At 73.4% G+C, this 22,954-nt stretch carries 18 protein-coding genes and 2 pseudogenes; 12 read left to right on the top strand and 8 right to left on the bottom strand.

The genetic code is table 11. The annotated features are described in order from the left end of the window. Positions 1-9: 9 nt before the first annotated feature. Positions 10-729 (top strand): annotated as a pseudogene (locus ACZ6PY_RS05835) (PucR family transcriptional regulator ligand-binding domain-containing protein); the annotation flags it as partial. 141 nt (positions 730-870) lie between these two features. Beyond that, positions 871-1,914 (top strand): annotated as a pseudogene (locus tag ACZ6PY_RS05830) (PucR family transcriptional regulator); the annotation flags it as partial. Positions 1,915-1,925: 11 nt separating this feature from the next. On the opposite strand, the gene ACZ6PY_RS05825 reads toward ACZ6PY_RS05830, so the two are convergent. Beyond that, a complete protein-coding gene (locus ACZ6PY_RS05825) occupies positions 1,926-3,275 on the bottom strand; it encodes a MurL-like N-terminal domain-containing (RefSeq protein ID WP_466069646.1) in 1,350 nt (449 codons plus the stop codon). Between the two features lie 36 nt (positions 3,276-3,311). Then, entirely contained in the window at positions 3,312-4,769 is a 1,458-nt protein-coding gene (locus ACZ6PY_RS05820; RefSeq protein ID WP_466069644.1) for an RNA-guided endonuclease InsQ/TnpB family protein, read from the bottom strand. A gap of 203 nt (positions 4,770-4,972) precedes the next feature. Here ACZ6PY_RS05820 and murD point away from each other — a divergent pair, with 203 nt between their 5' ends. After that, positions 4,973-6,319 (top strand): UDP-N-acetylmuramoyl-L-alanine--D-glutamate ligase, encoded by a 1,347-nt coding sequence (murD, locus tag ACZ6PY_RS05815; RefSeq protein WP_466069643.1) that lies wholly within the window; start codon positions 4,973-4,975, stop codon positions 6,317-6,319. 1 nt (position 6,320) lies between these two features. Here the strand turns inward: murD and ACZ6PY_RS05810 are convergent, their stop codons facing one another. The 3 genes from ACZ6PY_RS05810 to ACZ6PY_RS05800 all read right to left on the bottom strand — a co-directional run bounded on the left by ACZ6PY_RS05810 (position 6,321) and on the right by ACZ6PY_RS05800 (position 8,461). Further along, the gene (locus ACZ6PY_RS05810; protein WP_466069641.1) at positions 6,321-6,860 is read right to left on the bottom strand and encodes a DUF6114 domain-containing protein; all 540 of its coding nucleotides are present in this window, start codon (positions 6,858-6,860) and stop codon (positions 6,321-6,323) included. Between the two features lies 1 nt (position 6,861). Next, complete coding sequence (locus ACZ6PY_RS05805) at positions 6,862-7,491, bottom strand: DUF6230 family protein (RefSeq protein ID WP_466069639.1); 630 nt, start codon at positions 7,489-7,491, stop codon at positions 6,862-6,864. A gap of 205 nt (positions 7,492-7,696) precedes the next feature. Next, positions 7,697-8,461 carry a TetR/AcrR family transcriptional regulator gene (locus ACZ6PY_RS05800; RefSeq protein WP_466069637.1) on the bottom strand — a complete coding sequence of 255 codons (765 nt, stop codon included), beginning with the start codon at positions 8,459-8,461 and terminating at the stop codon, positions 7,697-7,699. Positions 8,462-8,858: 397 nt separating this feature from the next. Between ACZ6PY_RS05800 and ACZ6PY_RS05795 the strand changes: the two genes are divergently transcribed. After that, positions 8,859-9,545 carry a Tat pathway signal sequence domain protein gene (locus ACZ6PY_RS05795; RefSeq protein WP_466069635.1) on the top strand — a complete coding sequence of 229 codons (687 nt, stop codon included), beginning with the start codon at positions 8,859-8,861 and terminating at the stop codon, positions 9,543-9,545. A 59-nt stretch (positions 9,546-9,604) separates the two neighbouring features. On the opposite strand, the gene ACZ6PY_RS05790 is transcribed toward ACZ6PY_RS05795, so the two are convergent. Continuing rightward, positions 9,605-10,582: a hypothetical protein gene (locus tag ACZ6PY_RS05790; protein WP_466069633.1), complete on the bottom strand. Its 978-nt coding sequence runs from the start codon at positions 10,580-10,582 to the stop codon at positions 9,605-9,607. A gap of 89 nt (positions 10,583-10,671) precedes the next feature. Between ACZ6PY_RS05790 and ACZ6PY_RS05785 the strand changes: the two genes are divergently transcribed. The 4 genes from ACZ6PY_RS05785 (at position 10,672) to ACZ6PY_RS05770 (ending at position 15,309) form a co-directional block, all read left to right on the top strand. Beyond that, complete coding sequence (locus ACZ6PY_RS05785) at positions 10,672-11,541, top strand: hypothetical protein (protein ID WP_466069632.1); 870 nt, start codon at positions 10,672-10,674, stop codon at positions 11,539-11,541. 5 nt (positions 11,542-11,546) lie between these two features. Continuing rightward, complete coding sequence (locus ACZ6PY_RS05780) at positions 11,547-12,350, top strand: hypothetical protein (RefSeq protein WP_466069630.1); 804 nt, start codon at positions 11,547-11,549, stop codon at positions 12,348-12,350. A gap of 104 nt (positions 12,351-12,454) precedes the next feature. After that, positions 12,455-13,762 (top strand): aspartate aminotransferase family protein, encoded by a 1,308-nt coding sequence (locus tag ACZ6PY_RS05775; RefSeq protein ID WP_466069628.1) that lies wholly within the window; start codon positions 12,455-12,457, stop codon positions 13,760-13,762. Between the two features lie 56 nt (positions 13,763-13,818). After that, on the top strand, positions 13,819-15,309 hold the full coding sequence (locus ACZ6PY_RS05770; RefSeq protein ID WP_466069626.1) for a CoA-acylating methylmalonate-semialdehyde dehydrogenase: 1,491 nt from the start codon (positions 13,819-13,821) through the stop codon (positions 15,307-15,309). On the opposite strand, the gene ACZ6PY_RS05765 is transcribed toward ACZ6PY_RS05770, so the two are convergent. Further along, entirely contained in the window at positions 15,281-16,657 is a 1,377-nt protein-coding gene (locus tag ACZ6PY_RS05765) for an acyltransferase family protein (protein ID WP_466069624.1), read from the bottom strand. The two genes, ACZ6PY_RS05770 and ACZ6PY_RS05765, sit on opposite strands and share 29 nt — an antisense overlap. Before the next feature lie 208 nt (positions 16,658-16,865). Here ACZ6PY_RS05765 and ngcE point away from each other — a divergent pair, with 208 nt between their 5' ends. The 4 genes from ngcE (at position 16,866) to ACZ6PY_RS05745 (ending at position 20,846) form a co-directional block, all read left to right on the top strand. Then, on the top strand, positions 16,866-18,284 hold the full coding sequence (gene ngcE, locus ACZ6PY_RS05760) for an N-acetylglucosamine/diacetylchitobiose ABC transporter substrate-binding protein (RefSeq protein WP_466069622.1): 1,419 nt from the start codon (positions 16,866-16,868) through the stop codon (positions 18,282-18,284). 65 nt (positions 18,285-18,349) lie between these two features. Continuing rightward, positions 18,350-19,258 carry a carbohydrate ABC transporter permease gene (locus ACZ6PY_RS05755; RefSeq protein ID WP_313719463.1) on the top strand — a complete coding sequence of 303 codons (909 nt, stop codon included), beginning with the start codon at positions 18,350-18,352 and terminating at the stop codon, positions 19,256-19,258. Next, positions 19,255-20,163: a carbohydrate ABC transporter permease gene (locus tag ACZ6PY_RS05750; protein ID WP_466069620.1), complete on the top strand. Its 909-nt coding sequence runs from the start codon at positions 19,255-19,257 to the stop codon at positions 20,161-20,163. Before ACZ6PY_RS05755 ends, ACZ6PY_RS05750 begins: the two co-directional genes overlap by 4 nt. 86 nt (positions 20,164-20,249) lie before the next feature. Further along, positions 20,250-20,846 carry a hypothetical protein gene (locus ACZ6PY_RS05745; protein ID WP_466069618.1) on the top strand — a complete coding sequence of 199 codons (597 nt, stop codon included), beginning with the start codon at positions 20,250-20,252 and terminating at the stop codon, positions 20,844-20,846. Positions 20,847-21,902: 1,056 nt separating this feature from the next. On the opposite strand, the gene ACZ6PY_RS05740 is transcribed toward ACZ6PY_RS05745, so the two are convergent. Further along, positions 21,903-22,889, bottom strand: a complete 987-nt coding sequence (locus ACZ6PY_RS05740; RefSeq protein WP_466069617.1) for an N-acetylglucosamine kinase — start codon at positions 22,887-22,889, stop codon at positions 21,903-21,905. Positions 22,890-22,954: the final 65 nt, after the last annotated feature.

Below are 22,954 nucleotides of genomic sequence, written 5' to 3'. Positions count from 1 at the left end.
GTGTCGCCCGTGTTCCCTACCGTCCGTGAGGTGCTCGCCCTGGTGCCGGTGCGCCACGGCGCGCCACGCCTGGTCGCCGGGGACGCGGGCCTGGACCGGCCGGTGCGCTGGGTGCACGTGGCCGAGGTGCCGGACATCGCCACCCTGCTCCGCGGCGGCGAGCTGGTGCTCACCACCGGGATCGGGCTGCCCGCCGACGACGCCGGCCTGCGCGCGTTCATCGGCGACCTGGCCGACGTCGGCGTCTCCGGGCTGGTCGTGGAGCTGGGCCGCCGCTACGTCAGCGCGGTGCCCCGGGTGATGGCGGCCGCCGCCGAGCGGCGCGGGCTGCCCCTGGTCGAGCTGCGCCGGGCCACCCCGTTCGTGCGGATCACCGAGGCGGTGCACGCGCTGATCGTGGACGCCCAGCTCACCGAGCTGCGCGCCACCGAGGAGATCCACCAGCGGTTCACCGAGCTCTCCGTGGAGGGCGCCGAGCCGGCCGAGGTGGTCCGGCAGGCCGCCGAGCTGGCCGGCTGCCCGGTCGTGCTGGAGAACCTGTCCCGGCAGGTGCTCGCGTACGACCCGGCGGGGGAGAGCGCCGAGCTGCTGCTGGACGGCTGGGAGCAGCACTCCCGGCGGATCCGGCCGGCCGGGCGGACCGCGTACGACCCGGACAGCGGCTGGCTGGTGACCACCGTCGGCGCCCGCGGCCAGGACTGGGGACGGCTGCTGCTGCGCTGGCCGGCCGGCGCCGAGCTGACCACCCGCGACCCGGCCCCGGCGCGGGCCGGGGCGCACCCGGATCCGGTGGCGAGAGCCGCAGCGCCCGACCTCACCGACAGCGCCCCCGTCGACGGCGACCCGGCACCGCATCAGCGTCCCGCGACCGAGGCCGTGCCGCCCACCCGGCTCACCATCCTGATCGAGCGGGCCGCCTCCACCCTGGCCCTGGGCCGGCTGATCCGGCGCGACGCCGAGGGGCTGGAACGGCAGATCCACCGCACCCTGCTCACCGCCCTGATCGACCACTCCCGTCCGGTGGACGAGGTGGCCCTGCGCGCCAAGGCGCTCGGGGTGACCCTGGACCGCCGGCACCTGGTCGGCGTGGTCGTGCGGCACCGGGCCGACGACCCGGGCGAGGGCGGCGGGCCGGGCCCCGACACCGGCCCGGACGCCGGCCAGGCCCGGCTGCGCGACCTCGCCGAGGCGGTCGGCCAGGCGCTGCGCGAGGCCAAGCTCACCGCGCTGACCAGCGCCGTCGACGACCAGGCGGTGGGCGCGCTGCTGGCGCTGCCCGACCCGGCCGCCGAGGAGAAGGCGCTCGCCGCGTTCGCCGCCGCGCTGCGCCGGGTACGCCTCGACGCCGACCCGCCCCGCCCACCGGCGCCCCGTTCCGCCCGCCCCGGCGACCCGGCCGCCCGGACGGTGGCCGCCGGCGCCGTGCGCGCCGCCGACCCGGCGTCCCGCCCGCGCGCGGCCGGCCCGGCGTTGATCGTGGCAGCCGGTTCCGGGGTGGGCAGCCTGCGGGAGGCCCGCCGCTCGCTGGTGGAGGCCCGGCAGCTCGCCGAGGCGGCCCGCCGGGACCGGCGCGACCTGCCCTACTTCCGCCTGCCGCACGTCGGGCTGGCCGGCCTGCTGCACCTGCTCCGGGACGAGCCGCGCCTGCAGACCTTCGTCGAGCGCGAGCTGGGCGGCCTGCTGGCGTACGACGCCCAGCACCCGAGGGAGCAGCTGCTCGGCACCCTCCGGGCGTACCTGGAACAGGGCCGCAACAAGTCCGCGGCCGCCGCCGCGGCGCACCTGTCCCGGCCGGCCTTCTACGAGCGGCTGGCCCGCATCGGCCGCATCCTCGAGGTCGACCTCGACTCGGTGGAGGCCTGCCTCTCGCTCCACGTGGCCCTGCTGGCCCTCGACGCCGTCCGCACCCCCTGACGCCGCCGGTCTCAGGTCAGGGCCGTGAGTGCCTTCGCGTAGGGAGCCGGGACGTAGGTCGGGCCGCCGGGGGTGAAGACGTCCGAGGTGGCGGCCGTCGACCACGCCGTCGGCGGCACGGCGTCGACCAGCGCGCGGACCACCGGGGCGTCGCGCCACTGCTCCTGCTCGGCGAGCAGGCTCAGCGCGACCACCGACTCCTCCACCTCGCCGACGCACTCGAACGGCTTGTGCCCGTCGACGCCGAGCAGCTCCCGGTAGCCGGGAATCTGCGACTCGTCGGCCAGCAGGTCGCCACCGAAGATCGCGGTGATCCGTTCCCGGGACATGAACGGGGCCATGGCCAGGAAGACGAACCGGCACTTCGGGCAGTCGCGGCACCAGCGCTCGCTCGCATCCCGCAGCTTGAACGCGGCGTTGCAGCTGGTCACCACGGCGTCGTAGCGGTCGGTCTCGGCGAAGAGCCGGGCGATGTGCAGCTCGGACAACGACCGCAGCAGCGAGAAGTACGGCTCGGTGAGCCCGGCGTGCTCGGCCAGCGCGGCCCGCAGCAGCCCCTCCGCCTCGACGCCCTTGGACCACTGGTGGTTGATCTCGTGGCCCTGCCAGACGAGGTTCGGGTCGGACGCCGAGCGCTCGTTGGACATCACCACCGGCCCGAGCCCGTGCAGCACCGCCGTGGCGACCGCGATCAGCGAGTTGATCGCGGTGACCGGGATGTGCCCGTTCCGCGCGCCGGCCGCGTTGAGGTCGAACAGCACCGGGTCGATCCGCCGGCGCGCGGCGAGCGGCACCAGGTCGGACGCCTCGTTGACCGAGACGATGACATGGTTCGGGTTGACCGAGAAGGGCACCGGATCGAAACCGGCCCGGCGCAGCGCCTCCAGCGTGACGATCGAGTCCTTGCCGCCGCCGACGGCCGACAGCGGCCGGCGGTCCGAGTCGTCGTACACCCGGGGCGGCGCGACCTCACCGGCCGGCACCTCGGGGCGCAACTCCAGCACGTGCGGCAGCTGGTTGCGGTACGCGTACTCGGCGAGGCCCTTCGTGTAGACGGCGGTGACGAGGTCGGCGGCGGCCGCGCCCAGCGGCGCCGGCAGCACCAGCCGGGGCGGCGCGGCGGTCTTGTAGTAGCTCACCCCGGCGACCACGTGCAGCAGTTCGAGGACGCGGGCGAGGGTGGCCGCCGTCTCGTCGGACACCGGCTCCGCCGGCAGGGGCAGGGTGACCACCTCGGTGAACCGTTGCTCGCCGTCGGGGCCGGTCAGGGCGTAGTCGAACAACACCTCGCCCGTGGCGAAGTCGATCGAGTAGGACGGGAAGGTGAAGGCGTCCATCCGCCGCAGCTGCTCGTTGGGCACACGCCATACTACAGCGTGTCTCAAAAGTCCGTTGGGTCATGAGACACCGCCCTTCTCGGGCGTCCCTGCCGTCACGGGCGTCCGTGGCGGTGGGGTTCCTCCGTCGTCAGGGCTGGTTGCACCGGCGCGTGGGCGCTGGCCAGAGCCGTTCCCTCGGGAGGCGTTGGTGACCGGGCCCCGTGCTTCGGGGTCCCGGGTCTGGGCATGGTGTTGCTCGGCCCAGACGGCGAGGTTGACCGCCGCGTTGACGTCCCGGTCCGCCGTATGCCCGCACTCGTCGCAGCGGAAGACGCGCACGGACAGGGGTAGGGCGGGGCCGATGATGCGGCAGGCACTGCACATTCTGGTGGACGGGTACCAGCGGGGTGCCCGGGTGACCTGCCCGCCCCGCCAACGTTGCTTGTAGCCGATGATGCGTGCCAGTTCAGCCCAACCCGCATCGGAGATGGCGGCGGCCAGACGCCGGTTGCGCAGCAGACCGGCGGTGTACAGGTCTTCCAGAGCCAGCCGGTCGTGGGTCTTGACCAGCCGGTTGGCGACCTTGTGCAGAAAGTGGCGACGCACATGCGCGACACGATGGTGGGCACGAGCCAGCCGGGTGACAGCCTCGGCCCGATTGCGCGAGCCTCGCTGTTTGCGGGTGACCTGGCGGGATAGCCGCCGTAGCCGAGGCAGGGCGGCCCGCAGCGGGCGCGGTGGATCAGTGACGCGCAGCCGCTGTCGGCCGGTGGTGTCGGCGGCCACCACGAGGGCAGTGAGGCCGCGGTCGATGCCTACCCAACCACTGCTGTCAGCGTCGGGGCGTGGCGGGTGCTGCCGGGCGGGATGTAGGTCGGCCGCCTCCACTGTCACGGTGACGGTCCATCGGCCGGACCGGCAGGAGACGGTGGCACACCGGATGTGGGCTCGGCCCATGCGAATCATCCGCCGTAGTCGGCGGGTGTCCTCCCGTACCCTCAGGACTCCGATCCTCGGCAGACAGATACTCCGAGGGCCCGCCGTCGGATCCCCCACCCGGATGCTCACCCGACCCGCCTTGGTCTTGCAGCGGATCCGGAACGACGGCTGGGTGCGGCTCTTGCGTTTGAATGTCGGGAACCCCACCCGGCGACCCGGCCGCTTTCCCCGTCGCGAGTCGGCCCAGGCGGCCAGGGCGCGGCCCAGGTCGACAGCGGCTTCCTCACACACCTGCTGACACACCTGGGCGCGCCACGACAATCCCGTCGCCGCGATCTCGGCCGAACCGGCCGAGTCGACCACGAAGCGGCGGCCCGCCTGTGCCGAGACCTTCCACGAGTTGAACGCGTTGATCAGGTCGAAACCCGACCACGGCACCACCACCGACCCGCCCCGGTGCTTCGCATCCAGGGCGTCCTTCACCAGAGCCAGGCACTGGTTGAACGCGAACCGAGCCGCCCCCGTATGACGGACCAACACCACCACCTGCGACGGTGACGGGTCAGCTGTGAACCGGAACGCGGTAAACCTCCCCACAGCCCCACAGCATGCCTGCGACCTACGACACAACAGTCAGCGTCGCGGCAGGATGGGGCGGAAGTCCCTGTCCCTGACGAACGGCCGGTGCCGGGAGGGGCAACAGCGGCCGCCGGCCGTTCGAACGCCCGTGAACCTCAGCCTGTATAGGCTGCAATCGCCCTCATCCTTCGTGAGGGGGAGGACGTCAACGAGGAGAGCTTGTGCGCCTGTCTGATCTGCGCGGACGTCATGTCGCCGTCTGGGGCGCCGGCCGTGAGGGCCGGGCCGCGGTGATCGCGATCGCCGCGCACGGCCCGGCCGACCTGGTGGCCGTCGACGACAGCGCGAACTTCCTCACCCTGCCCTGGGAGGGCCCGCTCGCCGCGGCCGCGCCGCTGGTCACCGGGGAGGACGGCTTCGCGCGGCTGGCCGCCGCCGACGTGGTGGTCCGCTCGCCCGGGGTGCCGAACACCCACCCGTGGATGGTCGAGCTGCGCCGCCGGGCCGTGCCGGTGACCCAGGGCAGCGCGCTCTGGATGGCCGACCACGCGGACCGGACCGTCGGGGTGACCGGCAGCAAGGGCAAGAGCACGACCTCCAGCCTGATCAGCCACCTGCTCACCGCGATGGACCGGCCGAACGTGTTCGGCGGCAACATCGGGGTGCCGCTGCTCGATCTGCCCGAGGCGGAGCTGTACGTGCTGGAGCTCTCCAGCTACCAGTGCGCGGACCTGACCGACTCGCCCCGGGTGGCCGTGGTGACCGCGCTGTTCCCCGAGCACCTCGACGCGCACGGCGGCGAGCGGGAGTACTACCGGGACAAGCTCAACCTGCTGGCGCACGGCCCGCACACCGTGGTGGTCAACGGCGCCGACCCGCGCCTGGCGCTCGAACTGGGCGACCGGGCGGCGGTCCGGGCCGGCTCGCCGGACGCCACCCACGTGGCCAGCGGCCCGGATGGCGCACCCTGGTTCCACCTGCGGGACACCCCGCTCTTCCCGCGCGCCGTGCTGCCCCTGGTCGGCCGGCACAACGAGGGCAACCTCTGCGTCGCCCTCGCCGTGCTCGACGCGCTCGGCGTCGACGTGGCGGCCCGCAAGGACAGCCTCGCCGTCGCGGTCGCCGGGTTCCAGGGCCTCGCCCACCGGCTCACCGAGATCCCCGACCCGTCCGGGCTCACCTTCGTCGACGACACGCTGGCCACCAGCCCGTACGCGGCCATGCACGCCATCGACGCGTACGAGGGGCGGCCGCTGACCGTCATCGTCGGCGGGACGGACCGAGGGCTGGACTACACCCCGCTGCGCGACCATCTGGCCGAGCGGGACCTCACCGTCATCGGCATCCCGGACAGCGGTCCCCGGATCGTCGAGGCCCTGGCCGGGCTGCCCGCGGTGCGCACCGAGATCGCCGAGGACCTGGTCGCCGCGGTGGGACTGGCCCGCAAGCTGACCCCGGCGGGCGGGGTGGTGCTGCTGTCGCCGGCCGCGCCGAGCTACGGCCGGTTCCGCAACTTCGAGCACCGCTCCGAGGTGTTCGCGCAGGCGGTCGCCGACACCGTCCGCTGACCTAGCGCCGGTCGCCCGGCGCCGCCTCCGGCGTGCCCACCCGGGCCTCCGCCTCCGCCGGGCCGGTCTGCGCCGGGGGACCGGGCTCCGGCCCGGGCGCGGGCGTCTCCTCCTGGCCCGCCGCCGGCGCCGGTCGTGCGGCCCGGGGCTGCTTGGCCGGGGTCCACGCGAAGGCGAGCGCCCCGCCGACCAGGGCGAGCAGCATCCCGATCAGGAAGCCGCCCAGGTTCGAGGTCAGCCAGGACACCAGCCCCAGCACGAGGGTGACCAGCGCGTAGAAGACCCGCTGCTGCGGGGTGGCGATGAGCAGCACCCCGCAGAGCACCAGGACGATCGGCACCAGGTACGCGGCCAGCCCCTGCGGCCCGACGTGCAGCAGCACGCCGAGCGGGGCCCGCAGCGTCACCAGCATCTCGGCGCCGCCGAGCGCGACCAGCACCCCGGCGGTGAACGGGCGGCCCCGCCGCCAGCGGCGCCAGCGCCCGCCTGGGCGGCGGACGGCCTCCGCCGCCTCCGGCGCCTCGTGTCGTCCGGCGGTCATCTCAGCATCCGTCGGAGCTGAACGCCATGTGCAGGTTGGGCAGGGTGAAGACGGCGGCCGTGGTGGCGTAGTTGTTCTGCCGCAGGTTGGTGATGGTCACCGTGTCGGCCTGTTGGGCGAAGACGCCCGGGTTGCCGCGTACGCCGGGCACCTGGTCGACGGTGCTGGCGTCCTGCCCGACGTTGATGTTCCTGAACGACGCGTTGCCGGCGACCTCGTCGCCGTCGACCACCAGGGTCCGGGCGGTGACCGGCTTGCCGGCGCCGCCGGCGGTGATCCGCAGGTTGATGCCGCCCAGGCTGATGCTCTGGCAGAGGTTGGTCAGCTCGGCCTTGTCGATGGCCGAGACGATCACCACGACCTGCCCGCCGGTGTCGCCCTGGTTGGGGCTGTCCGGGATCATCTGGTCGAGCGTGGCGAACTGCTCGAACCCGGTGCCGGTGAGCTTGTCGGCGGTGACGGTGAAGGGCATGCCCGAGATGGCGAACTGCGCGCCGAGCACGCCCTGCGCGGTCAGCACGACCATGCCGGCCGCGCCCGCCACGACGGTGCCCATGGTGACGGCGAACCGGCGCCAGCGCACGCCGCTGCGCGGCTGCTCGGGCTCGTGCGGTGCGATCTGCTCCGACATGGCGGCTCTCCTTTTCGAGATCAATTCATCGACGACGATGCGGGATGAGATCTGAATTGGTTCGCAGAATGTGTCGCGCCGAGGGCGCACGGCCGAAGTTACCGCTGGGTAAAGAGCGGGTCAACAGCGCGTAGCAGTTCGTTGAGCGGCATGTGCGAATTGCGGCCAAAGTGAAAAACCGCTGCGGTTTCCGACCCGCCGCAGGTCAGGAGTGGACGGTCGGCGCGCACGGTGCGGCCGCGCTGGGGCCGTCGTCCGGATGCACCGGCCGGGTGGCCCGGGCCGCGCCCTCGGTGCCCAGGAACGGGGCGGTGGCCGCGTAGGTGAGCACCGGCAGCAGCAGGGGCAGGTCCTCGGCCCGGCCCTGTGCGACCCGCGCGCGGATGGTCGCGTGGAGGCCGCCGACCACCGTGGACACCAGCGCGTCCCGGTCCACGCCGACGGCGACCGGCCCGGGGCCGGCGTCGGCGAAGAACCGGCGGAAGCTGCCCAGCAGCGCGTCCCGCTCCCGGCGGGCGGCCGGGCCGGCCGCGTCCACCTCGACCAGCGCCATCCGGGCGAACGCCGGCACGCTGGCGAGCACCTCCAGCAGGGTGCGCAGCGCGGCGCGGGCGGCGTCCGGCCAGGCCGGCCCCGCGTCGCGGTAGGCGCTCTCCATCAGTTGCGACACCACGGCGATGCCGTGCCGGTAGGCGGCCAGGAACGCGTCCTCCTTGCCCGTGAACAGGGCGTAGAAGGCCGGCCGGGTCACCCCGGCGGCGTGGCAGATGTCGCTGACCCGGGCGTTGTCGTAGCCCCTCGTGGCCACCTCCTGCACCAGCCCGTCGAACAGGCGGTCGCGCTGGGTGGCCGCCACCACCTCGGCCGAGACCTGTCGCGGGCCGCGCTTGATGGCGCGGTCCGGATCGCGGCCGGGGCGCGCGCCGGGCAGCGGAACCGGCACCGGTTGCGGGCGGTGCTGCGTGGTCAACTTATCGACCTCCCTGGATGCATTGACTTTACGACCCTCCGGGGTTTACAACTATCTGCACCCTGAGTTGACGCACCAGTAACCGTTGGTGACCGCCCCGGATGGTCACCCGGCACGTCGAAGGAGGGCTCGATGGCTGTCATTATCACCGAGCGCGCGTGCCCTCCCAAGACCGGAAAGGCGCAGGTGACGCGGCTCCGCCGCAGTGCACCACGCCGGCCCGGCCGCTGACGTCGCGGCAACTCGGCCACCGCCGCCGGCCCTCGACGGGCCGCCCGGCGCCCTTCACCGCGTCCGTCCCGCCCGGACGGCCGCGCTCGTCGCCCGGCCCTCCCCGCCGGGTGGGGACCGCCTGTGCGGTCCGACCGTCCCCGTCCCACCGCCGGAAGGAAGAACCATGTCCAGGTACGGACGAATCGGCGCGGGCCTCGCCGCCCTGGCGCTGCTGACCGGTGTCGTCGGCGCCACCCCCGCCGTCGCCGCCCCCACGTCGTCGCTCGCCAGCGCCGTGCTCACCTACCCGACCACCGCCGGCACCGCCGTCGCCGTCAACGACGTCATCCAGGCCAGCCTGAAGACCGGCACCAACGCCACCTTCTACTCCTCGGCCACCGGCACCACCGGCGTGCGGTGCGCCGCGTCCAGCTTCAGTGCCAAGGTGCTGAGCAACCCGGCCGCCCCGGGCACCGCCACCGAGAGCCTCACCGGGCAGAGCTTCACGAGCTGCACCACCAACGTGTTCGGCACCACCGGGGTGCAGAGCGTGACGGTCAACAACCTGCCGTACGCCACGTCGGTCACCAGCGGCGGCGTGGTCACCATCTCCGGCACGGCGACCGCGCCGATCCAGAGCACTGTCGTGCTGAACAGCCTGCTCGGCCCGATCACCTGCGTCTACCGGACCGGCACGAACACCCTCACGGGCACGGCGGCCAACGCCACCAACTCGATCACCTTCACCAACCAGGTGCTGACCAAGTCCTCCGGGCCCAGCCTCTGCTTCGGCACCGCGTACTTCTCCGCGACGTACTCGCCGGTGCGGGACACCAGCCGGACCGGCAGCCCCGCCGTCTACGTCAACTGACCACCCGTCCACGGGCCGGTGCGCGGCGGTTCGCCGGGCACCGGCCCGCCGCGCGCCGGTCAGCCGGACGCGAGCGCCGCGTGCAGGGCGCGCATCGACCGGACCGCCGAGCGGACCTCCTGGAGGTAACGCCCCGCCGTGAGGGTGGGCTCCGGCACCGGGACCGGCGCGGCGAGCGCCGGGTCCACCCCGACCGTGTCGATCCCGCAGCCGAACGGCAGGGCGAGGGTGCGCAGCGCGTCGCAGTGCTGGAACGGGACGTAGATCGGTGCGGTCACCATGAGCACCGGGTCGCCGACCCGCAGCCGGACGTGCTCGGCCCAGAACCGCTGGGTGTCGGCGGTGTGCGCCCGGCGGAGGTCCGGCTCGCCGGAGGGGGCCGCCAGCACCCGGACCGGAGGCAGCCCGACCGGCCGGTACGTGCGCGAGGACCAGGCCCGGTGCGGGTGGTCCGCGGCCTCGCCGGTCTCCTCGCTCGGCGCGTCCACCCCGAACGCCAGGCGCACCCCGGCGTCCAGCACGTCGACCTCCGTGGCGCAGCCGGGCACCCCGACGTCGGCGAGCAGCCGCGACTCGACCGGGGAGAGGGCCCGGAAGCTGCCCAGCACCGCCACCTCGCCGGACACCCCGGCGGCCGTCCGGGCCAGGTGCGCGGCGTACGCGGTGCGCCGCAGGCAGGCGTGCGCCAGGCCGCCGAGGACCAGCAGATGCGCGTACCGGGCCCGGGTGGGCGGGAGGGACCGGACCAGGCCCAGCGCGGTCGCCGCCCCGTGCACGAGCCCGACCGTGGCCGGGTCGAAGGCCGGCTCCCGGGCGTCGGGGCGTTCCCGCCCGCCCCGGAAGTCCCAGTGCCGGGCGGAGAAGTCGTCCAGTGCGGCCAGCACCGCGCCCAGGTCGCCGGCCGGCCAGTCGCCGCCGAAGTGCCCGACCAGGGCCCGCATCGGCGGCGAGCCCACCCAGGCGTCGATCCCCGCCGCGAGTTCCGCCCGGGTCGTCCCCGCCGCGCCGGCCGGCAGCGCCACCTCCGTCGTCCGCACCCGGCGGATGCTACCGGCGGCGAGCGGGCGCCGACCGACCGTTGTGGATCGTGGCTACCCTGAGCGCACCGAGTAACCGGGGGTGGCCGATGGCCGGTGAGGCGACGCGACGGGCGCGGGGGCGGGCCGGCTCGGCGGAGCACCTGGTGCGGCTGGTCACGCACGCCGACCCGGTGGCCCTGGTCGGCATCGCCCTCTCCATCCTGCTCTCCGTGACGCTCGACCTGACCAACGCGGCCACCGGGGTCGAGTCGCTGCTGGCCGGGCTGATGGGCATCACCATCTCGCTGGTGCTCGACTCGCTGGCCCGGGCCGAGCGCCGGTTCCACCTGCGGACGCTGCTGGACGGGCCGCCCTGGCTGGTCGGCGCCACCCCGCAGCTCGCCGGCGCGCTGCGCGAGGCGGCCGAGCGGCACGCCGGGACCCGGGTGGCGGCCGAGGCGCAGCGCCGCTTCGAAGAGTTCCGCCGGGAGGCCGAGCAGCTCGCCGCCGGCCGCATCGTCCGGCCCGGCGACGACGCCGAGGACCTGATCGGCGCCACCCGGGACTGCGCCCGGGAACTGGTCGCGCTGACCAACGTGATGCCCCGGGTCAGCGGCGAGCTGAGCTGGTGGCGCGGTGAGGTGGGCCGGCGCTACTGGGAGGCCAACCTTGCCGCCCTGGCCCGGTGCGTACGGATCACCCGGATCTTCACCTACGCCACCCTCACCCCCGAGCTGTCCGAGCTGGTCGAGACGCACCGGCGCGCCGGCGTACGGGTGGGGCTCCTGCCGCTCGGCGGGGTCGGCGCGCACCTGCACGTCAACCTCGTGGTCTGGGACGGGTCGAGCTGCTGGGAGGGGAAGATGACGGCGCACGGCGAGATCAGCGAGCACGAGTTCTCCGTCCACCCGGCGGACGTGCAGCGGCTGACCCGGATCTTCCGGCTCTGCGCCGACAGCGCCACCTTCCCGGGCTGACCGCCGTGACGTGGAGCGCGGTGCTGCTGGTGACCGCCGTGGTCTGGGCGGTCAGCGTGATCCGCTCGGTCCGGCTACGCGCCCTCGTCTACAGCCTGCCGCTGCCGATGACCCTCGCCCTGGTCACCACCGGGCACCGGGTGGACGGGCCGCAGCTACTCGGCGTGGTCGGCCTCAACCTCTTCTTCGTCACGGTGGCGGTCACCCACCGCCGGCTGCGCTGGCCGATCCTCCCGGCCGACCTGGCCGGCGTCGGGGTCTACGTGGCGCTCAGCGCCGGTGTGCTGGCGGTGCCGGTGCCGTTCGAGGCGGCGCTCGCCGGCACCGTGGCGCTCTGGGCGCTGACCCAGGTGCTGCTGCGCCGCCGGGCCGCCGTTGCGCCGGACCCGGAGCCGGCCGACGTCCGGCGGGACGCTCTCGCCGCGCCGGTCAAGCTGCTGGTGATCTTCGTCGGCGCGCTGCTCACCGGGCTGCTCGGCGGGCTGCTGCGCGGCATGGTGGTCACCTTCCCGTACTCCGGGGTGCTGGTCGCCGTCGAGGTCCGCCGGCAGCTCGCCGAGTTCAGCCGGCACTTCGCCCGCAACAGCCTGGCCCTGGTCGGCTTCCTCGCCGCCCACCACTACCTGCAGGACACCTCGCCGGCCCTCGCCCTGGCCGCCGGCTGGGCCGCCTTCGCGCTCGTCGCCGCCGCCCTGCACCTGCCCCGCCCGGGTGCGCTACTGCGGATCGAGTGGCCGAAGAGCCTCCTGACCAGCGGAAGGGCGGGCAACGGCCGCATTTCGCTCCGGAAACCGCAGCGGAACGGTTGACGTGGTGTCAGGTGGACAACCCCGCTGCGCTACACAGTGACAGTTGTCCCTGTCTCCGCGTGATGAGAGCGTGCGGGGACCAACCGCCGCTGAAGGGTGCGCCGATGACCTCCGACGACCTGCTGGCCCGGCACCGGGCCGTGCTCCCGTCCTGGATGCCGCTCTACTACGCCGAACCGCTGGAGCTGGTCTCCGGCTCCGGCCGCCGGGTGACCGACGCGGCCGGCCGCAGCTACCTGGACTTCTTCGGCGGCGTACTGACCAACATGATCGGCTACGACATCCCGGAGATCCGGGAGGCGGTCGAACGGCAGCTGCGCACCGGCATCGTGCACAGCTCGACGCTCTACCTGATCCGGCAGCAGGTCGAGCTGGCCGAGAAGGTCGCCCGGCTCTCCGGCATCCCCGACGCCCGGGTCTTCTTCACCAACTCCGGCACCGAGGCCAACGAGGCGGCCCTGCTGGTCGCCACCAACCACCGCCGCTCGCACCAGATCCTCGCCGTGCGCAACAGCTACCACGGCCGGTCGTACGCGGCCATGGGGATCACCGGCAACCGGGCCTGGTCGGCCAGCGCGCTCAACCCGCTCCAGGTGGCCTGGCTGCACTCCGGCGAGCGGCTGCGCGGCCTGCTGGCCCGGCTCGACGAGGGCGACCGGATCGACGCCGCGGTGGAGGACCTTCGCGAGGTGCTCGCCACCCAGACCGCCGGGGACGTGGCCTGCCTCATCGCCGAGCCGATCCAGGGCGTCGGCGGGTTCGTGCACGGCCCGGACGGGCTCTTCGCGGCCTGGAAGAAGGTGCTCGACGAGCACGGCATCCTGCTCATCTCCGACGAGGTGCAGACCGGCTGGGGCCGCACCGGCGAGCACTTCTGGGGCTACGAGGCGCACGGCGTCACCCCGGACCTGCTCACCTTCGCCAAGGGCATCGGCAACGGGTTCGCCCTGGCCGGCGTGGTCGGCCGGGCCGACGTGCTGGAGGCGGTGCCGGCGATCAGCTTCTCCACCTTCGGCGGCAACCCGGTCTCGACGGCGGCCGGCAACGCCGTCCTCGACTACCTGCTCGACCACGACCTCCAGGGCAACGCGGCGCGGGTCGGCGCGATCCTCGGCGACGGCCTGCGCGCCGCCACCGCCGACCTCGACGCCGTCGCCGAGGTCCGCGGCAAGGGCCTCATGCTCGGCGTCGAGTTCGTCCGGCCGGGCACCACCGAGCCGGACCCGGCGCTCACCACCCGGGTCTTCGAGGCCTGCCGGGAGGGCGGCCTGCTCGTCGGCAAGGGCGGCCTGCACGGCAACGTGGTGCGGATGGGCCCACCGCTCACCCTCACCGAGGACGAGGCCCGGGAGGGCCTGGCCATCCTGGTCGAGGCCATCCGCTCGTCCGTCGCCGCGACGGTGGCACGGTGAGCGCGAGGAGTGAGCCGGTTCTGCGAGCCCCGCAGTCGCGAACGAAGGGAGACTCAGTGACCACCATCGGGCACTTTGTCGACGGGAAGCGGATCACGGGTGACTCCGCGCGGCGCGGGGACGTCTTCGACCCGGCCACCGGGCGGCGTACCGGGCAGGTGGCGCTGGCCTCCGCCGCCGACGTGGCCGGCGCCGTCGAGGCCGCCGAGCGGGCCGCCCGGACCTGGCGGGACGCCTCGCTGGCCAGGCGGACGGCCGTCATGTTCGCCTTCCGCGAGCTGGTCAACGCCCGCCGCGACCGGCTCGCCGAGGTGATCACCGCCGAGCACGGCAAGGTGCTCGCGGACGCCGCGGGCGAGGTGCAGCGCGGCCTGGAGGTCATCGAGTACGCCTGCGGCATCCCCTCCGCGCTGCGCGGCGGCTTCAGCGAGAACGTCTCCACCGAGGTCGACTCGTACAGCCTGCGGCAGCCGCTGGGCGTGGTGGCGGTGATCTCCCCGTTCAACTTCCCGGTGATGGTGCCGCTCTGGTTCGTCCCGGTCGCCGTCGCCTGCGGCAACGCCGTGGTGCTCAAGCCCAGCGAGAAGGACCCGAGCGCGGCGCTGCTGCTGGCCGAGTGGTTCACCGAGGCCGGGCTGCCGGACGGCGTGTTGAACGTGGTCAACGGCGACAAGGGGGCGGTCGACGCCCTGCTCGACCACCCCGGCGTCAAGGCCGTGTCGTTCGTCGGCTCCACCCCGGTGGCCCGGTACGTGCACCAGCGCGGCTCGCTGGCCGGCAAGCGGGTGCAGGCGCTGGGCGGGGCGAAGAACCACATGGTGGTGCTCCCCGACGCCGACCTGGACCTGGCCGCCGACGCGGCGGTCAACGCCGGGTTCGGCTCGGCGGGGGAGCGGTGCATGGCGATCTCCGCCCTGGTGGCGGTCGAGCCGGTGGCCGACGCCCTGGTCGCCCGCATCGCCGAGCGGATGGGCCGGCTGCGCACCGGGGACGGCCGGCGCGGCTGCGACATGGGCCCGCTGGTCACCGCCGCGCACGCGCAGCGGGTCCGCTCCTACGTGGAGTCCGGTGTCGCGGCCGGCGCCGTCCCGGTGGTGGACGGGCGGGAGGTCACCCCGGACGGGGACGCCGACGGGTTCTGGCTGGGCCCGACCCTCTTCGACCACGTCACCCCGGAGATGTCGATCTACACCGACGAGATCTTCGGCCCGGTGCTCAGCGTGGTCCGGGTCGGCTCGTACGACGAGGCGGTCGAGCTGGTCAACGCCAACCCGTACGGCAACGGCACGGCGATCTTCACCAACGACGGCGGGGCGGCCCGGCGCTACCAGCACGAGGTGGAGGTCGGCATGGTCGGCGTCAACGTGCCGATCCCGGTGCCGATGGCCTACTACTCCTTCGGCGGCTGGAAGGCGTCCCTCTTCGGTGACCTGCACGCGCACGGCGCCGACGGCGTCGCCTTCTTCACCCGGGGCAAGGTGGTCACCAGCCGCTGGCTCGACCCGCGCCACGGCGGCGTCAACCTCGGCTTCCCCACCCAGACCTGAGCAGCCGCAGCAGCCCCGCCCCGGCCAGGTACGCCACCAGCGCCGGGGCGGGCAGCCCCAGCGGCTCCGGCGCCGTCTTGCGGGTGAGGCTGTTCAGGAGCAGCCCGGCGACGAGCCCCGCGTACCCGAGGACGGCCAGCGCGGTGCGGAGCCGGCGGGCGCCCTCCCGGGCCGGACCGGTCGCGGGCGGGCGGCGGGTGCGGGCCTCGACCGGGCCGAACACGGCGACCAGCGCGGCCAGCACCACGGCGAGGGCGAGCAGCCACGGGATCCGCCAGCCCCACCAGGCGGCCGAGCCGACCGGGGGAGTGGGCAGCGCGCCGAGCGCGTCGAGCAGCCCGACCAGCAGCACGGCCGCGGTCAGGTGCCAGAGGAAGACGGTGAGCACCACGGCGTTCACCGCGATCACGGCCTTCCAGGGGCCGGGCCGGCGCAGCCAGCGCCCGGCGGGCTCCCGCAGCAGCACGATCAGCCCGAGCTGGGCGGTGGCCACGGCCAGCAGCGCGAGGCTCGGGGGCGCCAGGTTGTCCAGGCGCTCGCCGGGCACGTTCAACATCGCCACCGGGTACGGCCCGACCACCGTCAGCAGGACCAGCGCGACCAGCCCGCCGGCGAGCATCGCCGTCCCGGCGGTGCGGGTGAGCGGCAGCCGGCGCCGCCGCAGGCCGCGCGGCCCGGCGCCGGCCCGCCCCCGGGCGCGGGTGTCGTACCAGGCGAAGCCGAGCTGGTGGACGGCCAGCCAGCCGAACAGGTAGTTCCCCGTCGCCAGGCCCGCCGGGCCCCAGATCCGGCCCAGGTCGCCGAGCGCCACCAGGCCGGCCAGCACGACGGGCACGGCGAGCCCGAAGCGGCGGTGCAGCGCGTACAGGGGCGGGGTCAGCGGCACCACCACGAGGTAGGCCACCAGGAACCACAGCGGGATGGTGGCGAACCAGACGACGGTGCGGACCTGCGTGGGGTCGGCGCCGCGCAGCGTGGCCACCGCGGCGCCGGCCGCCAGCACCACCAGCAGCGCGGTGGTCGGCCGGACCAGCCGGGCGCTCCGGTCGACCAGCCACCCCGTGGCGGTGCCCGCCCGCTGCCGGCGGGCGGCCAGGGAGGCGGCGTTGGCGTAGCCGCCGACCAGGAAGAACACCGGCATCACCTGGGCCACCCAGGTCAGCGGCCAGGCCCAGGGCAGGTCACCGAGGGCGGAGTGGCCGGTGGGGCGGCCGGCCCGGTCGTACCCGATGACGGTCACGCCCCAGTGGCCGAGCACGACCATGGTGATGGCGAGCGCCCGGAGCAGGTCGACGTAGCGTTCCCGGGTGGCCGGCGTGCGCTCGGCGAGCTGCCGCAGGCGGCGCATGGGCCCAGGCTATGCCAGTGGCCACCGACCGGTATGGATAACGGTTCGGTCCTGAGGTCTTGTGATCCGCGCCGCGCTGCCGTAGAAATTCTTCAGCAACATCAAGTTAAGTGAAGACAAGCGACAGCTGACACCCAGAGCCTCGACGTCGCGGCCGCCGTTCCCCCAGACTCCGGCGGGCCGCGCGCACCCGAACCGAGGAGATGCGATGAACAGGCGTGAGATCCTCCAGCGCACCGCCGCCGCCGGCCTGCTGGCCACCCCCGCCGCCGGCCTGCTCGCCGGCTGCGCCACCTCCGGTGGTGACGACGACAAGGGCAACTCCGGCGCCTACAAGGGCACCAAGAGCGAGCAGAACCCGCTCGGCGTCAAGGAGGACGCCCCGCTCGAGGTGGTGATCTTCAACGGCGGCTTCGGCGAGGAGTACGCCAAGGCCCACGAGGCCATGTACAAGGAGAAGTACCCGAAGGCGAAGATCAACCACTCGGCCACGCAGGAGATCAACAAGACTCTCCAGCCGCGCTTCGTCGACGGCACCCCACCGGACGTCGTGAACAACTCCGGCGCCGGCCAGATCGACTTCAACGGTCTGGTCAGCCAGAGCGCCATCGCCGACCTGGGTGACCTGCTCACCGCGCCCAGCCTGGACATCCCCGGCAAGTCGGTGAAGGACACGCTGCTCCCCGGCGCTGTCGAGGTCGGCTCGTACGACGGCAAGTTCCTGGTCCTCAACTACACGTACACCGCCTACGGCATCTGGTACTCCACGAAGACCTTCGCCGAGCGCAACTGGCAGTACGCGAAGACCTGGGACGAGCACATCGCGCTCTGCAAGCAGATCAAGGCCGCGGGGATCGCCCCCTGGACGTACGCGGGCAAGCACCCCCGCTACATGAGCTGGCCGCTGATCGCCACGGCGATCAAGCTCGGCGGGCCGTCGGTGGCGATGGCGATCGACAACCTCGAACCCAACGCCTGGAAGTCCGACGCCATGAAGGCGGCGGCGGACGCCTGGTACCAGATCGTCAAGGACAAGTACATCCTGGACGGTTCGCCGGGCCTGGACCACATCCAGTCGCAGACCGCCTGGTGCCAGGGCAAGGCCGCCTTCATCTCCTGCGGCTCGTGGCTGGAGAACGAGCAGGCGAAGGTGACCCCGGCCGGCTTCAACATGACCATCGCGCCGACCCCGAGCCTGGGCAGCGGGGACAAGCTGCCGTTCGAGGCGATCCGGGGCACCGCCGGCGAGCCGTTCATGGTGCCGTCGAAGGCGAAGAACGTCGCCGGCGGCCTGGAGTACTTCCGGATGATGCTCTCCAAGAAGGGCGCGCAGGACTTCACCAAGAAGGTCGCCAGCCTGACCGTGGTGGCCGGCGCGACCGACGGGGTCGAGCTGCCGTTCGGCCTGACCACCGTGGTCAAGGCGCTGGAGGCGTCCGGCAGCAACGGCTTCAACTGGGTCTACAACAACTACTACCGCAAGCTCGAGCGCGAGCTGGTCGACGCCGCGTGCGGCGAGTTCTTCAGCGGCCGGAGCACGCCGGCCGAGTTCCTCGACCAGTGCCAGAAGGGCGCCGACTCGATCGCCCAGGACAGTTCGATCAAGAAGTACAAGCGGGCCGCGTGACATCCGGCCGGTGGGGGCGGCCCGTCCGTCCCCACCGGCCTGCCGCTGGGGAGTAGGTCCATCTCGTGAAACATGGCAAGTACCCGCTGATCATCACGTTCCTGGTGCCGCCGCTGCTGCTCTACGGCGTCTTCGTCCTGTCGCCGTACCTGCAGGCGTTCCAGATCTCCACCACCAACTGGCTCGGCTACTCCGCGCACGCCGACCCGGTGGGGATGGCCAACTTCCGGACGCTGCTGCACGACGGCCAGGTGTGGAACGCGATCAAGAACAACGCGATCATGCTCGCCGTGGTGCCGGTGCTCACCATCGGCCTCGGGCTGTTCTTCGCCACCATGCTCAACATGGGCGGCCGGAAGGGACGGGCCGGGGTCACCGGCGTCCGGGGCACCTCCGTCTACCGGATGGTCTACTTCTTCCCGCAGGTGCTCTCGGTGGTGATCATCGCCCTCCTGTGGAAGGAGGTCTACCACCCCAACAACGGCCTGCTCAACGGCGCGTTACGGGCGTTGGGCCTGCCGGCGCCGACCTGGCTGGGTGACCCGCGTACCGCGTTCTGGTGCGTGCTGGCGGTGATGGTCTGGAGCAACGTCGGGTTCTACGTGGTGCTCTTCGGGGCCGCCATGTCCGCCGTCCCGCGGGACATCTACGAGGCGGTGATGCTCGACGGGGCGTCCCGGTGGACCACCCTGCGCCGGATCACCGTGCCGCTGCTCTGGGACACCGTGCAGGTCGCCTGGATCTATCTGGCCATCGCCGCGCTGGACGGCTTCATCCTGGTCCAGCAGATGACCAACGGCGGACCCAACTTCTCGTCCGACGTGATCGGCCTGCGGATGTACGAGACGGCGTTCGGCAGCGAGAGCAAGTTCGGGTACGCCTCGGCCATCGGCGTGGTGATGCTGTTCCTGACCCTGTCGGTCGCGGTGCTGGCGCTGCGTACCGCCCGTCGCGATCGGATCGAATACTCGTGACCACGCTGGATCGGCCCACCACGACGGCGGCGGGGGAGCCCGGGGCCGCCCGCGGCGAGGATCGGCGGCTGCGCCGCGAACTGGGCGTCGCCAACCTCTTCTCGCACGGTTTCCTGCTGCTCTGGGCGGCGCTGACCGCGCTGCCGCTGCTGTGGATGTTCATCAGCTCGTTCAAGAGCGACGGCGAGATCCTCTCCGACCCCTGGGGGCTGCCGGGGGCGCTGCGCTTCGAGAACTGGTCCCGGGCCTGGACCGAGGCGCACATCGGCCGGTACTTCCTGAACAGCGGCATCGTGGTGGCCGGCTCGCTCACCCTCACCATGCTGCTCGGCGCCACGGCGGCGTACGTCTTCGCCCGGTACGAGTTCCGGGGCCGGCAGGTCGTCTACTACCTGTTCGTCGGCGGGATGATGTTCCCAGTGTTCCTCGCCCTCGTGCCGCTCTTCTTCGTGGTGCGCAACGCCGGCCTGTTCGGCAGTTGGACCGGGCTGATCCTGGTCTACGCCGCCTACTCGCTGCCCTTCACGGTCTTCTTCCTGACCGCTTTCTTCCGGACGCTCCCGACGTCCATCGCCGAGGCGGCGCTCATCGACGGCTGCGGACACTTCCGGCTCTTCTTCCGGGTGATGCTGCCGATGGCGCGACCAGGATTGATCAGCGTGGCGATCTTCAACTTCCTCAGCCACTGGAACCAGTTCATCCTGCCGCAGGTGCTGATGCAGGGCGACGACTCCAAGTGGGTGCTGGCGCAGGGCCTCACCGCGCTCGCGGTCAGCCAGGGCTACCAGGGCGACTTCAGCGGCCTGTTCGCCGGACTGACCATCGCCACCCTGCCGGTGCTGGCGGTGTACGTCGCGTTCCAGCGGCAGATCCAGACCGGCCTCACCGCCGGGCAGCTCAAGTGAGGTCGTTGCCACAGGCAACGGGGCAGCGCGACCGCTGAGGGCTCCTCTATCGTGGGCCGGCACCTTCACCGATCGACAGGAATCACATGTTCTTCCTCATCTACGACCTCCTGCTGCTGCTCGGCGGCATCGCGATGGTCGCCATCGGCATCGCCATCAAGGAGCAGGGCACCGGGGCCCGGATCCTCAACGTGGTCGTCGGCCTGGCGTTCTTCGCCTACGGCTTCTACCTGATGTTCCTCTTCGAGGGCGGCTCCTACCGGATCTTCATCTACGTCTTCATCCTGCCGATCCTGCTGATCGTGCGCGCCGTCAAGGCCCGCAAGGAGGCCCGCGAGCAGGCCGCGGCGCACCAGTTCGCCGGCGCGCCCCAGCCCGGCCAGTTCGCCCCGTCCGCCCCGGGCCAGTTCGCCCCGTCGGCCCCGGCCCAGCCGGGCCAGGGTTGGCCGGCCCCGCAGGGTCAGCCGGCCCCCTACGGCCAGGCGCCGCAGGGCCACTACGGCCAAGCTCCGCACCAGCCGGGCCACCCGGCGCCGCAGGCGCCCTACGGCCAGCCGGCCCCCCAGGGTCAGTACGGCCAGCCGGCCCCCCAGGCTCAGTACGGCCAGCCCCAGGGTCAGTACGGCCAACCCCAGGGTCAGTACGGCCAGCCCCAGGCGCAGCCGGGCTACCCGAACGCCTGAGTTCCCGCACCGCAGCAGCGGGTCAGTCGACGCGCCGTCGACCGGCCCGCTGTTTCGTTCCGGCTTCCCGCCCAGTGCGGGCAGGTCGGCGGGTCCGGCTCGCGTGACCGATTTTGACCGTCCATCTCGCAGAGGTTCCCGTCGCGGTCGCGGGCCTCACGTTCCCTCATCTCGGCCAGGCGCCCCGCACCCTTTTCCGGCCGCTGATCCCTGCGCCGCGCGCTGACGAGCTGAGTCCTTCGTGATGCCCCCGTCCGACGGCGCCCCCGCCGCCGCCGCGACACGGGCCGGCGGAGCGCCCGCCCGGCCGTCCACCAGATCGTGGCGGCGACCACCGCGGCGAGCCGGCGCCTGCATCGCCGACGGCGGGGGAGCGCGAGACTCACCGTCAGCAGCGAACAGCAACTCGCCAAGATCCGGCGGACCTCAACGCCGACACGCGATTCACGGCGCCGAGGCGGGTCGGGCATACCTCACGAGCCGCTAGGAACTTGATGACGTGGGTGACTCACCTGACCTGATGACGCGGACGATGCACAGGGCTCGCCCACCGGGCTAGCCCACCCGGCTCGCCCACCGGGCTCGCCCACGGGGCGCTGCGGTGAGTCACCCACGACATCAAGTTGCTAGGCGCTGAGCAGAAGGCGGTCGACCGGCACGTGCCTCCCACGTGCCGTTGGGGCGACATCGGCAGGAACGCGAGTGAGCTGGCCGGGCGCGCCCGGCGGGACCTTCCTCGTGCCGGACCATCGACGGAATGATCTCCGGCCGCCGGGTCGGCATCCAGGTCGCACTCGCGCGGCCGCGGCGGGACGGCCGGAGGGTTCCCTCCAGGCGTGTCACCGCTGCCGCGTGGCGGCGCAGGCCAGCAGGTGCAGGTGCAGGGCCCGGTGCGGTGCGCGCCCAGGTGCAGGTGTCGGGCCCAGGGCACGGCGGCACGCCCAGGGAGTCAGGGCGGAGCGCCAGGGGGCAGGTGCGGCGGGCCAAGGGGGCACGGCGGCACGGCCCAAGGGGTCAGGGCGGAGCGCCAGGGGGCAGGTGCGGTGGGCCCAGGGGTCAGGTGGGCGGGACGAGCAGGGCGTGCAGGGTCGCCGGGTCGGTGACCTCGGGCAGGTCGCGGGCGGCGAGCCAGGCTGCCGCCGCCGCCCCGTCGCCGGCGCTGCGCAGCGGCGCGTCGGGCCACCGGCGGGCCAGTTCGGCGCGGACGGCGGCGGCCAGCGGGGTGTCGCCGGTGAGCAGGCCGCCGCCGAGCACCACCGGGTCGGTCGCGCCGGGCGGCCGGATGCGGGAGACGCTCTCGGCCAGCAGCGCGGCCGCCTCCGTGACGAGGGCCAGGCCGGTCGGTTCGCCGTCCCTGGCCGCGGTGGCGACCAGCGGCGCGAGCCGGGCCAGCTCGACCGGCGGTCGCCGGGTCACCGCCTGCACCACCGCGTCCGCGGTCGCGCGGGGGCGGGTGGCGACCTCGGTGGTGCCGGTCAGCTCGGCGAGGACCTGGCGCGCCAGGTCGCCGGGCGGCTGGGCCCGGTCCAGGTCGGTGAGCAGGCGGCGGACCGCCTCGCGGCCCAGCCAGAACCCGGAGCCGGCGTCGCCGAGCAGCCAGCCGTGGCCGTCGGCGGTGCGGTCCAGGCGCAGGCCGCGTACCTGGGCGGCGATCGCGCCGGTGCCGGCGATGAGCACGGTGCCGTCCGGGGCCGCCGTGCCCGAGGCGTACGCCACGAGGGCGTCGCCGTGGACCGCGTAGGGGCAGAGCAGGCCGGCGTCGGCCCAGGCCCGGTCGAAGGCGGCCCGGCCCTGCGGGTCGGCGAGGAGTCGGCCGGCCCCGGCGAGCCCGATGACGCCGGCACGGACCCGGGTCGGGTCGACGTCGGCGAGCGCGGCGCGCAGCGCGGCGAGGAGTTCGGCGGCGGCCCGTTCGGCGCCGTGGCTGGTCGGATTGCCCCCGCCGGCGCGGCCCACGCCGAGGCGTGCCCCGTCGAGGGTCAGGGCAGTGGCGCGGGTGGACGTACCCCCGACGTCGAGGCCGACCACGACGGTGTCCGACATCCCTTCATGCTGGTCGGCCAGGCTCCCGGGCGCAAGATCCGGTCTGTGCGCCAGGTAACAGTTTG

The organism is Micromonospora sp. NPDC048907 (genome assembly GCF_055586885.1).
The sequence above is the reverse complement of the archived record's forward strand: the minus strand, read 5'-3'. Positions and strand labels throughout refer to the sequence as shown.

Bases quoted from the DNA above. Each gene is read 5' to 3' on its own strand.
- ACZ6PY_RS05810 (WP_466069641.1), bottom strand. From the start codon at position 6,860: ATGACCGCCGGACGACACGAGGCGCCGGAGGCGGCGGAGGCCGTCCGC.
- ACZ6PY_RS05805 (WP_466069639.1), bottom strand. From the start codon at position 7,491: ATGTCGGAGCAGATCGCACCGCACGAGCCCGAGCAGCCGCGCAGCGGC.
- ACZ6PY_RS05795 (WP_466069635.1), top strand. From the start codon at position 8,859: ATGTCCAGGTACGGACGAATCGGCGCGGGCCTCGCCGCCCTGGCGCTG.
- ACZ6PY_RS05785 (WP_466069632.1), top strand. From the start codon at position 10,672: ATGGCCGGTGAGGCGACGCGACGGGCGCGGGGGCGGGCCGGCTCGGCG.
- ACZ6PY_RS05775 (WP_466069628.1), top strand. From the start codon at position 12,455: ATGACCTCCGACGACCTGCTGGCCCGGCACCGGGCCGTGCTCCCGTCC.
- ACZ6PY_RS05765 (WP_466069624.1), bottom strand. From the start codon at position 16,657: ATGCGCCGCCTGCGGCAGCTCGCCGAGCGCACGCCGGCCACCCGGGAA.
- ngcE (WP_466069622.1), top strand. From the start codon at position 16,866: ATGAACAGGCGTGAGATCCTCCAGCGCACCGCCGCCGCCGGCCTGCTG.
- ACZ6PY_RS05745 (WP_466069618.1), top strand. From the start codon at position 20,250: ATGTTCTTCCTCATCTACGACCTCCTGCTGCTGCTCGGCGGCATCGCG.
- ACZ6PY_RS05740 (WP_466069617.1), bottom strand. From the start codon at position 22,889: ATGTCGGACACCGTCGTGGTCGGCCTCGACGTCGGGGGTACGTCCACC.